Origin of the sequence: Virgibacillus subterraneus, assembly GCF_900110695.1 — a bacterium.
GTDB classification, from domain to species: domain Bacteria; phylum Bacillota; class Bacilli; order Bacillales; family Amphibacillaceae; genus Lentibacillus; species Lentibacillus subterraneus.
The window spans coordinates 326,398-341,945 of record NZ_FOEH01000001.1; the positions used below are offsets into that span (position 1 = coordinate 326,398).

The following is a 15,548-nucleotide window of genomic DNA, read 5'->3' on the forward strand; positions in this document are numbered from 1 at the left end:
GTTCATGACGAAGAAAATACTGTACTGTGCGACAGTTGATTATCATTTTAAAGCTTTTCATTTGCCTTATATGAAGTGGTTTAAGGAACAAGGGTGGGATGTTGATGTTGCTGCAGCAGGAAACATAAATTTACCTTACACAGATAATCAATATAATATTCCAATTGAACGATCCCCTTTTAGCAAATCAAATATAGAAGCCTATAAGCAGTTAAAGAAGGTTATGAGTCAGAATAATTATTCTATTATTCATTGTCACACCCCCCTAGGAGGAGTGCTTGCCCGAATCGCTGCAAAGCAGACAAGAAAACAAGGAACAAAAGTTATCTATACAGCACATGGATTCCACTTCTGTAAAGGCGCACCTCTTATTAATTGGTTTATCTATTATCCGATTGAAAAGTTTTTATCACGATATACGGACAGTCTAATAACGATTAATCAGGAAGATTATAATATTGCCACCAAACATCGCTTTAAAGCAGAAAGAACGGAACAAATTCATGGCGTAGGAGTCGATACTGTACGTTATAAGCCGATCAATGAAAATAAACGGGCAGAACTGAAAAAGTCATTTGGCTATCATGCCGATGACTTTTTATTATTTTATGCAGCTGAGTTTAATAAAAATAAAAATCAGCAATTTCTCCTTCGCTCGTTAGCTTTACTAGAAGAAAAAATTCCAAATGCAAAGCTGCTGCTTGCTGGAGAAGGTGCTTTATTAGAGAACTGCCAGGAATTAGCAAATAGTCTTGGAATAAGCCATATGGTCGATTTTCTTGGTTTTCGAAAGGATATTGACCAGATTCTGCCAATGTGTGATATAGCAGTTGCATCAAGCTACAGAGAAGGACTCCCTGTCAATGTCATGGAGGCGATGTCATGTGGGCTCCCTGTCGTAGCGGTTGATAATAGAGGGCATAGAGAACTTGTTCAAAATAACAAAACAGGCTGGCTGTTAGCTAAATTCGAGCCACAGGTGTTTGCTAATAAAATAATAGCTCTTTCGAATGCAGTCGATATGAAGCATCAGCTTGGGCAAAATGGAAGGAATGCAATTATCGCGAAGTATTCTACAAATAAAGTATTGGCTGAGAAGGAAATAATTTATAGATCCTATATGCAGGAAGAGGGGGAACCGGTATGGGCAGCCCGTTAAGGGTACTACATGTTGTCGTTAATATGAACAGAGGTGGTGCTGAAACCCTAATCATGAACCTCTACCGAAACATAGATCGCTCAAAGGTACAATTTGACTTTTTAACATGTAAAGAGGGAGTCTTTGACTCAGAAATAATAAGCATGGGAGGTAAGATTCATCGTATCCCATATGTTACTGATGCCGGACATACTGGTTTTATCCGTGCACTGAATCAATTCCTGAAGAGACACCATGAGTATAAAATCATCCATTCCCACATGGATAAAATGAGCGGATTTGTGTTAAGAGCAGCTAAAAAAGCGAATATACCGGTAAGAATTGCTCATAGCCATAATACGGAAAGTGAAGGTGGATTTACATCAAGAACCTATAAATGGTACGCAGGCAGCAAAATTAATGCACATGCAACACATTATTATGCCTGTTCGCATGCAGCAGCTAAATGGTTATTTAAAAATAAATCAGGAGAGGCTTTTATCCTGAAAAACGGAATTGAAACGGATAAATTTAAATTCTCACAGCAGATCCGTAATGCTATCAGAAGAGAACTAAACCTGGACAAAGATACTCTGGTCCTCGGTCATGTTGGAAGAATGGCACCTCAGAAGAATCAATTACATTTATTAGATATCTTCGCTGGTCTGAATAAGCAGATAGCAAATTCTGTTCTGTTAATAGCTGGTGAGGGGCCACTAAGGAAAGAAATCGAAGCGAAGATTAATGCGTTAAATTTAAACGGTAAGGTGAAATTACTGGGGGTACGGGATGACATTGACGCAATCCTTCAGGGCATTGACATTTTTGTTTTTCCTTCGATACATGAAGGTTTACCAGTAACCTTAATAGAAGCACAAGGTGCAGGACTTCCATGTTTAATCGCTGACACGATTACCAAGGAAGCTGATATGGGGTCAGGACTTGTTGATTATCTGCCATTAACAGATACAGCCATTTGGATTAAACGTATTGTAAGTTTAGATAAACAAATCAGACCCAGAATAATTGATTACCACGCCTTATCGAAAAGTGGCTATGACATAAAGGAGACAGCCGGGCAGACACAAGCATCCTATCTGGCATTAGGAGCAGCAGCTATATGAAACAGCTAACCATATTCACCCCAGCATATAATCGGGCATATTGTCTTCATATCTGTTACGAGAGTCTGAAACGCCAGTCGTGTAAAGACTTTATTTGGCTAATTATTGATGATGGGTCAACTGATGATACCGAGGACCTGGTTAGGTCGTGGATTAAGGAAGGCATCCTTGAAATAAACTATTACCGCCAAGAAAATCAAGGAATGCATGGTGCACATAACACCGCATACGAACTGATCAATACAGAATTAAATGTTTGTATTGATTCAGATGACTATATGCCAGATGATGCAGTGGAAAAGATTTTATCGTTCTGGAAGAAGTATGGAAGTAATAATGTTAGTGGCATTATTGGTCTTGATTCGGACAGCAATAATCAAATAATTGGTTCTATCTTGCCGGATCATATAAAGTGTTCCACGTTGTTTAATCTGCATTACACGCATGGGGTAACAGGTGATAAGAAGCTTGTTTATCGTACAGAATTAACCAAAAATTATCCATATCCGATCATTCAGAATGAAAAATATGTTGGTCTCGCATACAAGTATTACATGCTCGATCAGGACTATGAAATGTTATTGATGAATGAAGTGTTATGCTGTGTCGAATATCTTCCAGATGGTTCTTCGCGAAACATGCTTCATCAATATCGCAGGAATCCAAAGGGGTTTTCTTTTTATCGTAAAGAATTAATGAAGATACCATCCGCGAGTTTTGTATTTAAATTTAAGCAAGCAATCCACTATGTATCTAGCAGTTTATTAGGTCGTAATTGGTCATTTTTACAGGAAACACCAAGTAAAATGCTTACTATTCCGGCACTGCCTATAGGAATTTTATTATATCTATATATAAAAACCAAAACGAGGACAGTTTAATGTTTTAGATTGAAAGGAAACTTCAGATGACAATATTATGGATAAACCTTGCCATCGTTTTCAGTTTTTCTCTTTTTGCACGATACTTTGCGTCCCCTGCACAAGAAATTGAATCACCTGTTCCAATTAAACCTAACAAACTTTTAATATCTGGTGCACTATTATCATTAATACTTGTATCAGGGCTTCGGTCAAATATTGGAGATACATTTGTTTATAAAAGAATATATGAGCAAAATGATTTTTCTTGGGATTTCATTCTAGCCCAAAAGGATATCGGATTTGGCATTCTACAAAGATTATTAAAGTCGTATATATCAGAAGATCCGCAAATCATGATTTTTACGGCAGCCTTAATAACAAACGTGCTTATTGTAATGGTTTTATATAATTATTCCAGGATGATTGAGATTAGCCTATACGTTTATATAACGGGTGGGCTATTTTTAGTGTCCATGAATGGGATAAGACAAGTGCTTGCGGCAGCAATAGCCTTTACAGCTACAAAATATTTAATTGAAGGAAGCTTCGTGAAGTATGCTTTAGTTATAGTTTTGTCATCCTTCTTCCATCAAAGTGCACTTATATTATTACCAATTTACTTTTTAGTTAGGTTCAAGGCATGGTCAAAGGCCACCGTAGTACTGCTTATGCTTTCTGTGTTTATTGTTATAGGATTTGATTATTTTTCAGCATTATTGTTTTCGGCATTAGATGATACGCAGTATAGTCATTACAAAAGTTTTTCTGAAGGTGGTGCTAACTTTCTGAGGGTTGCGGTTGCAGCAGCTCCCATAGTTATTGCCTATTTAGGGAGAGATAAACTGAGGCGGATATTTCCTGAAAGTGATTATATCGTAAATATGGCAATACTTGGATTGGTCTTTATGATTATCTCAACACAAAATTGGATTTTTGCCAGAATTTCAATTTACTTTGAGCTTTACCAGATAGTTCTTATTTCATGGGTTGTAAAAGTGTTTACTAAAAAGGATCAAAAATTTATCTACTTTGGAATTGTTGCATGTTACCTTGCATATTACTTCTTTGAAAATGTTATTAATCTCAATATTTTATATAAAAGTGACTATTTAATTTGGTAGCTGAAAGGAGGAGATTTTAATGGCTATTCTAGTAACAGGAGGGGCTGGATATATCGGGAGTCATACATGTGTGGAGCTTCTTAATGAGGGTTACGAAATTATCGTCCTGGATAATTTATCGAATAGTAATGATGAAGCATTAAGGCGAGTAAAAGAAATCACAGGAAAACAGTTTAAAGCATATAATGTTGATTTACTTGATAAAGAACATGTTACTGATGTATTTAGAGAAAACAAAATTGATTCAGTCATTCACTTTGCAGGCTTAAAAGCTGTTGGCGAGTCAGTTAGCGATCCACTTAGCTATTATAAAAACAATATCACAGGAACTATTACATTGTGTGAAGTGATGCAACAATATGGGGTTAAAAAACTTGTATTTAGTTCATCAGCGACTGTATACGGTACTTCGGGTAACGTACCTATTACAGAAGAAACCCATCTTGGAGCGACAAATCCATACGGTCGCACAAAGCAAATGATTGAGGAGATGTTGCGGGATGTATATCGTTCAGACCAGGAATGGAGTATTGCCTTACTAAGATACTTTAATCCAATCGGAGCTCATAAGACTGGTCGTATTGGGGAAGATCCGAATGGCATTCCAAACAATCTGATGCCATATATATCACAAGTTGCGGTTGGAAAAAGACAGCAACTACAGGTGTTTGGGATTGATTATCCAACAAGAGATGGAACAGGTGTCAGAGATTATATCCATGTAGTCGATTTAGCAGCTGGTCACATAAAAGCTTTAAAAAAGATTCAGTATGCCAATGGTGTAGATGCATACAATCTTGGGACCGGTAAAGGTTATAGCGTACTCGAAATGATCAATGCATTTGAAAGGGCTACTAATCAGACAGTCCCCTACTGCATTGAGGAACGGCGCCCAGGTGATGCTGCAATATGTTTATGTTATGCAAACCCGTCAAAGGCAAAGAGACAACTCGGCTGGCAGCCAATCCGAGGCATAGATGCTATGTGTGAAGATACATGGCGATGGCAATATAATAATCCAAATGGTTACGAAAAGGTTACTAAAACAAATAAAGCTAGTAAATCTCCGGTGCAGCTACATGCAGCGGATTTTTTAAGCAGGTAAGAAAGTATAAATACTTTCTTACTGCATAAGTGCAACTAAGGCTTGCACACCATAGTATAAGGGCTTCTAAGAAAGCAAAATACGCTTTCATAAGATTCCCTTTAACGAATGCTTAGTTTTCTAATACCCAAATAATGTCCTGAGGAGTGAGAGGTGAATGAAACGCTTACTTGATAGTGTCATTTCGATAATGATTGTTGCACTGTTTTCTCCTTTAATAATTATAGTGGCAGTAATCATTTGGTTGCGAATGGGGAGACCAATATTGTTTAAACAACAACGTCCCGGATTGAACGGTGAAGGCTTTTATTTATATAAATTCAGAACAATGGCTAACGGATTTTATCATAATAGTAAGCAATTATCTGATGATGTCAGGCTCACACCATTAGGGAAATTTCTTAGAAAGTATAGCCTGGATGAATTCCCGCAGTTGTTCAATGTTTTAAAGGGAGATATGAGTTTAGTTGGACCCAGGCCATTATTGATGGAGTATTTACCTCTTTACACAAAGGAGCAGTCATTGCGTCATACCGTGAAACCAGGTATTACTGGCTGGGCACAAATAAATGGCAGAAATGCAATTACCTGGGAAGAAAAGTTCAGACTTGATGCGTGGTATGTCGAAAACCGATCACTATTTCTTGATTGCAGGATTCTGCTGAAAACTTTTTTAAAAGTAGTCAAAAAAGAAGGAATCACGGGCCGGGATTCTGTTACGATTGAAAAATTTAATGGCACGAAAGAAGTGCTGTAGGGTGAATGTAATTATTTTAGGAGATGGTGGACATAGCAGAGTCATACAAGAGATGTTATTTCCGAATGTGAACTATCAAGTCACTGCTATTTTGGATGATAAGCATAAACGTGGATTTAAACAAAATGGAATTATTTATGCACCAATAGATTACTTAACACAATTATTTCAGCACGATACACGAGTAGTGGTTGCCATTGGAGAAAATAAAATTAGGAAGAAGATAGTTGACCAAGTAAATTTACTTCCCGAGCAATTTTTATCCGTTATTCATTCAACAGCAGTTGTAAGCAGTTCTGCCGAAATCGGAAATGGAACTGTCATTATGCCAAATGCGGTAGTCAATGCAAGTGCCAAAATCGGCATGCACTGTATTATTAACACAGGAGCAGTCATAGAGCATGACAACAATATTGGTGATTATACACATATTTCACCAAACGCAACGTTAACTGGAGGTGTTACTTCTGGCGAAGGGGTGCATGTTGGATCAACGGCAGCAATAATTCCTGGAAAGCATCTTGGCAGCTGGTCCGTAATAGGTGCTGGGTCTACAGTAATAGAACATATTCCAGCATTCAGCAAAGCCGTTGGAAGTCCGACGAGAATAATTGAACGATTAATGATTTAGAAAAGGTGGTGGTTTTTTGACAAAGCCGAGAATTAATTTATCACTCCCACATATGAGTGGAAGGGAGCAACAGTATATAAATGAAGCATTTGAAACAAATTGGATAGCGCCTCTAGGTCCAAATGTGGATGCGTTTGAAAAGGAAATAGCAGAAAAAGTTGGAGTCAAAGATGCTGCAGCCGTAAGTTCGGGTACTGCCGCAATTCATTTGGCTCTTTCTTTATTAAATGTAACAAAGGGTGATCAAGTTTTCTGTTCAACTTTTACATTTGTAGCAAGTGCAAATCCGATTTTATATCAAGGAGCAAATCCAGTTTTTATTGATTCAGAACCTGAGTCATGGAACATGTCACCACAAGCACTTGAAAGGGCGATGCAAGAAGCATCACTTGCTGGAAGGCTGCCAAAGGCCGTAATTATTGTAAATTTGTATGGCCAAAGTTCCAAGATGGATGAACTTTTGGAGATTTGTGACGCATATGATGTACCAATTATTGAGGATGCAGCTGAATCACTTGGAACTACCTATAAAGGAAAAGCCAGTGGCACATTAGGCAAGTTCGGTATTTATTCCTTTAATGGCAATAAAATTATTACCACATCCGGCGGAGGCATGCTTATATCGAATGATGCCAAGGCCATACAACGAGCCAGGTTCCTGGCAAGTCAGGCTGATCAGGCTCCTCACTATCAGCATAGCACAGTCGGATTTAATTACCGGATGAGTAACATATTAGCTGGGGTCGGCAGGACGCAATTACAAGTACTCGACAGTCGCGTTTCAGCAAGAAGAAGCATTTATGAAATTTACTATCAAGGATTAGCTAACCTCCCCGGAATAACGTTTATGCCAGAATTGGAAGAAACCAGGATGAATCGCTGGCTTACAACGTTAACTCTTAATGAGGAAGAAGCAGGGGTGACAGTGAAACAATTATTAACAGCACTTAACAATGAAAACATAGAGGCCCGTCCTGTATGGAAGCCCCTTCATATGCAGCCACTCTTCAAAGAAGCAAGTTATTATCCTCACCAGGGGAACGAGCATGTTGCTGAACAATTATTTACCTCAGGAATATGTCTTCCATCTGGGTCAAACTTAACAGGTGACGATCAACAGAGGGTTATAAGATGTATTCGAGATATGTTTCGTGAAATCGGTAAAAATACAAGTTATTTTATCCTAAGAAAACATGAGGTATAGACTATGATAGGTGAAAAAATACAAATTATCCGTAAACAGAAAGGGCTCAGTTTATCTGAGTGTGCCCAGCGAGCAAATATATCTAAGTCGTATTTGAGTAATATTGAACGTAATTTAAATCAAAATCCATCTATTCAAATTATTGACCGAATCGCAGCAGTCTTAGATGCGGACCTTAGAACATTACTAGGTACAAAACCGATTGATGAACTATTGCCAGAAAATGAATGGCTGGATTTTGTTGAGGAACTGAAGAATTCGGGAGTTGATAAAGATGAGCTCCAGAAATATAAGACGGTTATTGAATTTGCTAAATGGCAGAATGACAAATTTGGGGAAAAGACGTGAAAAGAGGATAACAAAATGAGGATTCTTCACGTTGTTGGGGCAATGAACAGAGCAGGAACAGAAACCATGCTAATGAATATTTACAGAAACGTTGATCGTAAGAAGGTACAGTTTGATTTTATTTCATATAGCGATCAAGATGCTCATTACGATGACGAAATTAAAGACCGCGGTGGCAGAGTTATCAAATTATCGAAGACCAATTCCATACAAGAACTTTATCATGTCATCAATAAATATGGACCATATGACGCTGTACACGCACATACATTGTTTCATTGTGGTATTGCAGCAATTGCTGCCTACTTAGCTGGTGTTAAAATTAGAATTTCACATGCACATACAACCATGGACAGTAGTAGCAGATTTATGCGAAAAGCCTACATCAAAGTAATGCGGTTTATCATCAACCATTTCTCTACAAACTTACTAGCGTGCAGCGAGGGGGCAGGAAAGTATTTATTTGGAAATAAAGGGTTAGCAAAATCGAAGTATTCATACTTCCCAAATACGATTGAGTATTTAACATTCCTGGTAAATCCGCAAAAGAAGGTCACGGAACTTAAAGTAAAGGAAGGTTTAGGTAAGAGCATCGTTATTGGTCATATTGGCAGGTTTATAGAAGCAAAGAATCATGAATTTATATTAGAAATAATGAAATGTCTCATTAATAGAGACCCTGCTATTAAACTGTTACTAGTAGGAGATGGAAATTTAAGACGACAAATAGAAGAAAAGGCTGAACAGGAAGGCATCCTTGAAAACATAAGATTTACGGGGATAAGACATGACATATCTACCATGTTGCATAGCATGGATGTTTTTATTTTTCCATCCCATTATGAAGGATTAGGTCTTGTGCTGCTTGAAGCTCAAGCATGTGGATTGCCCGCCGTGGTATCAGAAGCTATCCAGCCAGAAGCAGATTTAGGAATAGGTTTAATATCAAAGCTTTCATTAGCTGATGGACCTGATGTTTGGGCAGACAGAATAGTTGAATTGGCAGGTCAGAAAGAAAAAAACACCTATAATATTATAAATGGATTTGAAAAAAGCGGGTATTCCCTAAAGCGAGCAATAGCCACTTTGATGACTATATATCAATCCAGTTCAGGAGGGCAATATGAAAGAGATTTTAATCGCCAGCTTTGATATGGAGGTTGGAGGTGTTGAAAGAAGTCTGATTAGTATGTTGGATAACTTCGATTACAGCAGAAGCCATATTGATCTTATGATATACAGCCATACAGGCGATTTAATCGATCTGCTCCCTGATAAAGCAAATTTACTGGAAGAGTCAAACGCCTATAAAACCTTTCGAATACCGATCGGGCAAGTTTTAAAATCAGGTAAAGTAATACTAGGTCTGACAAGGCTTATGGCTAAGTATAAAGCAAATAAGAGCAAGGTTGTTTCAGAACCAGGATACAGGCAAATGCAATTTATGTGGAAGTATGCATTGCCATTTCTGCCAAGATTGGAAAAGAAATACGATGCTGCAATCAGCTATTTATGGCCGCATTACGTTGTAGCAGAGAAGGTAGAAGCCGAGACCAAGATAGCCTGGATACATACTGATTTTTCAACAGTAGAAACGGATATAAACATGGATTTAAACATGTGGTGCAAATTTAACTATATTGTAGCCGTATCCGGAGCATGTAAAAACGCATTTATTAAAAAATACCCTAGCTTAAAAGAGAGGGTTATTGTCATCGAGAACATTGCATCACCAGACATTGTGAAAGCATTATCAGATGAGAAAGTTGAAAATCCGATGACTGCTGATCCGCGATTTAAACTGATAACAGTAGCAAGACTTTCTCATGCAAAAGGAATTGATAATGCAGTGAGTGCTTTAAAGCTACTAAAGGACAGAGGTTATGATGATATCGTCTGGTATGTTGTTGGTTATGGCGGTGATCAGGAAATGCTGGAGAAGTTAATTGCGACAAATGATTTACAAGACAGCTTCATTTTATTGGGGAAACAAACCAATCCATATACCTATTTAAAAGAAGCAGACCTTTATATTCAGCCATCACGGTATGAAGGAAAGGCTGTAACGGTTGGGGAAGCGCAGATACTTGGTAAGCCAGTACTGATAACAAATTATCCAACAGCAAGAAGCCAGGTGAACGATGGGGTTGATGGAATGATTTGCGACTTATCGGCTGGCGGTATAGCGGATGGGATAGAAACGTTATATAGCGATAAGGCATTGCGAGATAGACTCGCAGCAAACTGCAGCAACATCAATTTTCATAATAGCAAGGAACTGGAAAAACTATACGAACTGATATAGAGGGGGGCAATACAGGATGCGAAAGGGAAAAGTTAGTGTTGTTGTCCCAATCTATAAGGTGGAAAAATATATTCATCGCTGCATCGAAAGTATTCTTAATCAAACATACTTTAACTTAGAAGTCATCCTTGTAGATGATGGTTCTCCGGACAATTGTGGAGCTATTGCAGCTAATTACAAAAAATCAGATCCCCGGATAAAGGTGATATATAAGGAAAACGGGGGGTTATCGGACGCACGAAATCATGGAATGAAACGTGCAACAGGAGAATTCACCATGTTTGTTGATAGTGATGATTGGCTGGAGAATAACATGATTGAAAGCCTGGTTAAATGTAGCCAGGCATATCAAGCTGAAGTTGTTCAATCAGCTTTTTTTTATGCCCATGAAGATAAATTACTTTTGGATAATAGGTATCATAATGAACATGATGCGCCAATACAACTGGATAATAGAAAGCTAATGTATGAGTTAGTTATTAACGAACGGGTGAAGAATTTTGCCTGGGGTAAGCTTTATAAAACAAAGCTGATCAACGATATCCCATTTCAAAAAGGGGTGTTATTTGAAGATGTGTTTTGGGCACATCAAGTGATGCAACGAGTTGAAAAGTTTGTGCTTTTACATAAGCCATTATATTACTATTATCAACGGTATGATAGCATCGTCGCATCCTATACTCCAAGAAACCTCGATATTATTAAAGGGTTAAAGGAAAGGCACCGGTTTATCGAGAATTATTATCAGGGACTAACAGATGAGTCCTATAAGGCTATATTGAATATGAGTTTTATCCATTATAATCTATTGCTGCTTAACAGAGAGAAGGATAAAAACGGGTTGCATAGAAAAGAAATACAATCCTACATAAGTGAAAACTACTATAGGCTGAGAAGAGCAGTAATGGACGACAAAACGTTAAGAAAGCAATTATATTTATTTTCCCTACATCCTTATTTAAATGTTCTATTTCTTGGAGTAAGGAAAGTGATGAGGGCGGCTAGAATATTGCCTAAACCAGTTGGATTAAAGCAGGAGGTGTCATCTAAATGAAGAAATGGATCGCGTTAATTATTATTTATATATGTAACTGTCTTCCGATAAAACAGAACAAAATATTCTTATTTAGTTATTATGGAAGTCAGTATGGATGCAGTCCAAAGTATATTACCGAATATATTAAGAAGTATTACCCAAAAGACAGATTTGACGTTGTCTGGGCCTTTAATGACCCTGATTCCAAAAAACACCTGGACCAAGTTAAAAAAGTAAAGGTCATGTCATTACGATATTTTTATGAATTGTGTACGTCGAAAGTGATCATTACAAATTATCGAACTACTGGTTTATTTGTTAAACGAAAGAAGCAGTATTACATTCAAACATGGCACAGTTCACTACGGTTAAAACATATTGAAAAGGATGCTGAGGCTGTGCTCCCACCAAGCTACGTAAAAATGGCGAAGAAAGACTCAGTAAAATGTGATTTATTATTATCCGGATGTAAGTACAGTACCGCTATATTTAAACGATCCTTCTGGTATGGAGGAGAGATTTTTGAGCATGGAACACCAAGGAATGACTTATTGTTCAAACGTAATCCAGACAAGAGAGCGGATGTATTAGAAAAGTTACATGTTAATTCTGATTCTAAAGTTTTGTTATATGCACCAACATTTAGAAAAAATAATAACCTGGAAGTTTATAATATTGACTGGTCTCGCTTGGTACGCCAGCTGGAAAGCAGATTTGGCAATGAGTGGACAATATTGGTCAAACTTCATCCACACTTAACCGCAGAATCAGGCAAGCTTACTTATGGTGATCGTGTTATGGATGTAACTTCATACGACGATATACAGGAATTGCTGCTAGCAGCAGACGTACTGATATCCGACTACTCATCACTAATATTTGATTATTCGATAACCAAACGGCCATGTTTTCTCTATGTACCGGATCTAGAGGAGTATACAAGGCAAGACAGAAAGCTGTATTTTGATATAACAGACCTTCCGTTCATTAGTGCAACAAGTAACAATGACCTGTTAGAAAAAGTTGCCACGTTTGATTACGTTCAATATAGAAAACAAATAGAAAAATTCCTATATAAGGTTGGTACTTTCGAGGACGGAAATGCAAGCAAACAATTGGTAAAGCGGATCGACCGTATTTGCCATGGCCAAAAAGGGAAAAGGAGTGAAGAAATATATGAAGCAGTATAAAATCGGCTATACAACAGGGGTATTTGATCTATTTCATGTTGGTCACCTGAACATTTTAAAAAAAGCAAAAGAAAAATGCGAATTTCTCATTGTAGGCGTAAGTACAGATGAGTTAGTGATGAAATACAAAAATAAGCAACCCATCATCCCTTATGAGGAAAGAATAGAAATTGTAGAAGGGATTAAATATGTCGATGAAGCAATACCACAAAAAGACAGAGATAAATATCGAGCTTGGGAGCATTTAATTTTTGACGTCATGTTTGTTGGTGACGACTGGAAAGGAAATGCTCTTTTTAATGAACTGGAAAAAAAGTTTAACAAAGAAGGAGTCGACATCGTCTATTTCCCATATACAAAGGGTGTTTCGTCGACGATCGTGAATGAGAAAATTAAATTGGGATAAACAACTGAAATATAAGCATACAATATAGTTGAAAAAGGTTGGATTAAGATGAGCACATTTGTATCTCTGGGTAATTTTATAAGTATAAACAAGAAATTATCAATTCCATCTATAGCTTTCAAATTGTTTTGTTGTAAACCTTTAATGCCGAGAAACCCACTAAAAAGACTAAGGGTTGTATATAACTATTTAATTCTGTTCAGACGAAATAATGTGTCTAATGAACACATCTTAAGAAGTGATGGGGACGTCGCTATAAAGGTTGTCGATAGTAATTACAAAGTCATAAACTTGAAAAGGAAAATCATTCAAACAATTTTCGATGAGGAGAACGAAGATAAAATTTGTGGCAGCTTGATATATAAAGACTCAAGCACTTTGTATGAAAAAATTTGGGATATTGATAAGGAAAACAGAATAATAACAGGATTATTTTATAACGGACATCACCCTAACCTAAATAAAACAAAAAGTAAAATTCTTAAAAATAGGTTAACAGATATGTTTATAAGCTTATTAGCAGAATCAGACATAAGAAATGTTAATGCTAGGGTCTATGCTAAATCACTTGTCGATCTTACATTAGAAATTTTGGATAGAAATTCTGAGGGGATAACGGAAAAAGAATCTCGTTATGTGAGAAATTTTCTTGTTCGAATATACGAAAGGTTTATCAAAAACAATGAAGAAAGGTTTATACAACTAACACTTAGTCATGGTGATATAAAAGAAGATAATCTTCTAGTACAGAATAATAAAATTGTGTTAATAGATTGGGAGTTTTGTGGATTCCGTTCTCCAACTTTTGATTTAATAAAATTTAAAACAAGGTTTCCGAATTTTGGAGATGATTTCTATTCTAAGTTAAATAAATACTTATTCGATAAGTTGTCTAATAAAACTAAAAGAGGTAACGAGTTAATCCAACGTTATATGAATAATTATTTAGATTTATTTTATTTAGAGGACATAACATTAAGGCTTATACAGTTTGAGAATAGGGAATTTGCAAAAGATTTTTCAAAAATAATTAAATTTATTAAAAGACATTCAAATTATGAATCTTAAGCTTAGACTGATTTTAGAAAGGAGTGTGAAGAATAAAAAATGAAGAAGCGTTTATTATTTGTTATTGACTCACTTCATTGTGCAGGTGCAGAAAAAAGCTTAGTTACCTTATTGGGGTTGTTGGATTACTCTAAATACAATGTTGATTTAATTTTGTTTGGTCACGGTGGTGAATTAGAACAACTTGTTCCTGATGAGGTAAATATTCTTCCACCTTTCAAGTATACTCAATTTGCGAAATCAAGGCTATCAGAAGTATTTGTAGAATCCTTTAAAGAGGGTAGCTTTCAAATGCTTTATGCGAGACTGAAATATTCAGTAAAGATACACAGTAAAAAATACCGCAATTCGCAGAAAGCAAGATTATATTGGCAGAGTGTTTCGAGAGTAATTGAGCGAAATCCGAAAACATACGATGTGGCTATAAGTTATGCTCAGGGAGTTCCAACTTTCTATGTAGCTGAAAAAGTTAATGCCTCGAAGAAATTTGGTTGGGTTAATGTTAGTTATAGATTAGATAAAAAAGAGAAAGAATTCCAAGAAAAGTTCTATGATCAAATAAATGAAATTGTTACAGTGTCTGACTCTACCAAAGAGGTCCTTTTGGAATCATTTCCTAAATACACAGATAAAATAAAAGTGATTCATGATATTAATAATCCTCTATTAATTTCTGATATGTCAGGGATTGGAAGTGATTATGAGGATTTGTTTGATGGAATTAGAATAGTTACTATTGGGAGATTAGCGAATCAAAAAGGTTATGATATTGCACTTGAGACATGTAGAAAGCTGAAAGAGCAAGGTATTCATTTTAGATGGTATGTTCTTGGCAAGGGGCCTCTGAAGAAAGAAATAGAGGATTATATCGAAAAACATGATTTAAGTGAACATTTTATTTTATTAGGTGTAAAAGCAAATCCCTATCCATTCATAAAAAACGCTGATATGTACGTGCAGACGTCCAAATTTGAAGGTTTCGGTATTGCCATTGCAGAAGCACGGATGCTTAATGTTCCAGTCGTAACTACTAAATTCGATGCAGTATATAGTCAAATGGTTGATGGAAAAAATGGCCTTGTTGTTGATATGAATTCCGCTGCAGTATGTGATGGGATTATGGCATTAATAAATGATCATGAGTTAAGACAAAGTATTGTAAGCTATTTGGAGAATGAGAAAAAAGGAAATGTTGAAGAAATAGAGAAGTTTTATCAATTAATTGGATGATATTTATAGAGTGGGAGGAGAA

The 15,548-nt window shown here is 36.6% G+C and carries 16 protein-coding genes; all 16 read left to right on the forward strand.

Going from position 1 to position 15,548, the window contains the following annotated elements; translation table 11 throughout:
- Positions 1 to 4 precede the first annotated feature (4 nt).
- The 16 genes from BMY13_RS01640 to BMY13_RS01715 all read left to right on the forward strand — a co-directional run bounded on the left by BMY13_RS01640 (position 5) and on the right by BMY13_RS01715 (position 15,526).
- Positions 5 to 1,159 carry a glycosyltransferase family 4 protein gene (locus tag BMY13_RS01640; RefSeq protein ID WP_092491272.1) on the forward strand — a complete coding sequence of 385 codons (1,155 nt, stop codon included), beginning with the start codon at positions 5 to 7 and terminating at the stop codon, positions 1,157 to 1,159.
- Positions 1,144 to 2,262, forward strand: a complete 1,119-nt coding sequence (locus BMY13_RS01645) for a glycosyltransferase family 1 protein (protein ID WP_092502018.1) — start codon at positions 1,144 to 1,146, stop codon at positions 2,260 to 2,262. The genes BMY13_RS01640 and BMY13_RS01645 overlap by 16 nt, the downstream gene beginning before the upstream one ends.
- The gene (locus BMY13_RS01650; protein ID WP_092491274.1) at positions 2,259 to 3,143 is read left to right on the forward strand and encodes a glycosyltransferase family 2 protein; all 885 of its coding nucleotides are present in this window, start codon (positions 2,259 to 2,261) and stop codon (positions 3,141 to 3,143) included. Before BMY13_RS01645 ends, BMY13_RS01650 begins: the two co-directional genes overlap by 4 nt.
- A 26-nt stretch (positions 3,144 to 3,169) precedes the next feature.
- Positions 3,170 to 4,246, forward strand: a complete 1,077-nt coding sequence (locus BMY13_RS01655) for an EpsG family protein (protein WP_092502020.1) — start codon at positions 3,170 to 3,172, stop codon at positions 4,244 to 4,246.
- Positions 4,247 to 4,265: 19 nt separating this feature from the next.
- A complete protein-coding gene (galE, locus tag BMY13_RS01660) occupies positions 4,266 to 5,351 on the forward strand; it encodes a UDP-glucose 4-epimerase GalE (RefSeq protein ID WP_092502022.1) in 1,086 nt (361 codons plus the stop codon).
- A gap of 157 nt (positions 5,352 to 5,508) precedes the next feature.
- Positions 5,509 to 6,108 (forward strand): sugar transferase, encoded by a 600-nt coding sequence (locus BMY13_RS01665; protein ID WP_092502024.1) that lies wholly within the window; start codon positions 5,509 to 5,511, stop codon positions 6,106 to 6,108.
- A gap of 1 nt (position 6,109) precedes the next feature.
- Positions 6,110 to 6,739: an acetyltransferase gene (locus tag BMY13_RS01670; RefSeq protein ID WP_245735966.1), complete on the forward strand. Its 630-nt coding sequence runs from the start codon at positions 6,110 to 6,112 to the stop codon at positions 6,737 to 6,739.
- A gap of 52 nt (positions 6,740 to 6,791) precedes the next feature.
- Complete coding sequence (locus BMY13_RS01675) at positions 6,792 to 7,943, forward strand: DegT/DnrJ/EryC1/StrS family aminotransferase (protein ID WP_092503391.1); 1,152 nt, start codon at positions 6,792 to 6,794, stop codon at positions 7,941 to 7,943.
- 3 nt (positions 7,944 to 7,946) lie between these two features.
- A complete protein-coding gene (locus BMY13_RS01680; RefSeq protein ID WP_092491279.1) occupies positions 7,947 to 8,291 on the forward strand; it encodes a helix-turn-helix domain-containing protein in 345 nt (114 codons plus the stop codon).
- A 15-nt stretch (positions 8,292 to 8,306) separates the two neighbouring features.
- The gene (locus tag BMY13_RS01685) at positions 8,307 to 9,443 is read left to right on the forward strand and encodes a glycosyltransferase family 1 protein (protein WP_092502026.1); all 1,137 of its coding nucleotides are present in this window, start codon (positions 8,307 to 8,309) and stop codon (positions 9,441 to 9,443) included.
- A complete protein-coding gene (locus BMY13_RS01690; RefSeq protein ID WP_092502028.1) occupies positions 9,415 to 10,596 on the forward strand; it encodes a glycosyltransferase in 1,182 nt (393 codons plus the stop codon). The genes BMY13_RS01685 and BMY13_RS01690 overlap by 29 nt, the downstream gene beginning before the upstream one ends.
- Before the next feature lie 16 nt (positions 10,597 to 10,612).
- Positions 10,613 to 11,650 (forward strand): glycosyltransferase family 2 protein, encoded by a 1,038-nt coding sequence (locus BMY13_RS01695; protein ID WP_092502030.1) that lies wholly within the window; start codon positions 10,613 to 10,615, stop codon positions 11,648 to 11,650.
- Entirely contained in the window at positions 11,647 to 12,822 is a 1,176-nt protein-coding gene (locus BMY13_RS01700) for a CDP-glycerol glycerophosphotransferase family protein (RefSeq protein WP_092502032.1), read from the forward strand. Before BMY13_RS01695 ends, BMY13_RS01700 begins: the two co-directional genes overlap by 4 nt.
- Entirely contained in the window at positions 12,809 to 13,228 is a 420-nt protein-coding gene (locus BMY13_RS01705) for an FAD synthase family protein (RefSeq protein WP_092502033.1), read from the forward strand. Before BMY13_RS01700 ends, BMY13_RS01705 begins: the two co-directional genes overlap by 14 nt.
- A gap of 48 nt (positions 13,229 to 13,276) precedes the next feature.
- Entirely contained in the window at positions 13,277 to 14,296 is a 1,020-nt protein-coding gene (locus BMY13_RS01710) for a phosphotransferase (RefSeq protein ID WP_092502035.1), read from the forward strand.
- 39 nt (positions 14,297 to 14,335) lie between these two features.
- Positions 14,336 to 15,526, forward strand: coding sequence for a glycosyltransferase (locus BMY13_RS01715; protein ID WP_092502037.1), 1,191 nt, complete (start codon positions 14,336 to 14,338; stop codon positions 15,524 to 15,526).
- Positions 15,527 to 15,548: the final 22 nt, after the last annotated feature.

Coding starts and splice junctions, on each gene's coding strand:
- BMY13_RS01640 (WP_092491272.1), top strand. CDS start 5: ATGACGAAGAAAATACTGTACTGTGCGACAGTTGATTATCATTTTAAA.
- BMY13_RS01645 (WP_092502018.1), top strand. CDS start 1,144: ATGGGCAGCCCGTTAAGGGTACTACATGTTGTCGTTAATATGAACAGA.
- BMY13_RS01650 (WP_092491274.1), top strand. CDS start 2,259: ATGAAACAGCTAACCATATTCACCCCAGCATATAATCGGGCATATTGT.
- BMY13_RS01655 (WP_092502020.1), top strand. CDS start 3,170: ATGACAATATTATGGATAAACCTTGCCATCGTTTTCAGTTTTTCTCTT.
- galE (WP_092502022.1), top strand. CDS start 4,266: ATGGCTATTCTAGTAACAGGAGGGGCTGGATATATCGGGAGTCATACA.
- BMY13_RS01665 (WP_092502024.1), top strand. CDS start 5,509: ATGAAACGCTTACTTGATAGTGTCATTTCGATAATGATTGTTGCACTG.
- BMY13_RS01675 (WP_092503391.1), top strand. CDS start 6,792: ATGAGTGGAAGGGAGCAACAGTATATAAATGAAGCATTTGAAACAAAT.
- BMY13_RS01680 (WP_092491279.1), top strand. CDS start 7,947: ATGATAGGTGAAAAAATACAAATTATCCGTAAACAGAAAGGGCTCAGT.
- BMY13_RS01685 (WP_092502026.1), top strand. CDS start 8,307: ATGAGGATTCTTCACGTTGTTGGGGCAATGAACAGAGCAGGAACAGAA.
- BMY13_RS01690 (WP_092502028.1), top strand. CDS start 9,415: ATGAAAGAGATTTTAATCGCCAGCTTTGATATGGAGGTTGGAGGTGTT.
- BMY13_RS01695 (WP_092502030.1), top strand. CDS start 10,613: ATGCGAAAGGGAAAAGTTAGTGTTGTTGTCCCAATCTATAAGGTGGAA.
- BMY13_RS01700 (WP_092502032.1), top strand. CDS start 11,647: ATGAAGAAATGGATCGCGTTAATTATTATTTATATATGTAACTGTCTT.
- BMY13_RS01705 (WP_092502033.1), top strand. CDS start 12,809: ATGAAGCAGTATAAAATCGGCTATACAACAGGGGTATTTGATCTATTT.
- BMY13_RS01710 (WP_092502035.1), top strand. CDS start 13,277: ATGAGCACATTTGTATCTCTGGGTAATTTTATAAGTATAAACAAGAAA.
- BMY13_RS01715 (WP_092502037.1), top strand. CDS start 14,336: ATGAAGAAGCGTTTATTATTTGTTATTGACTCACTTCATTGTGCAGGT.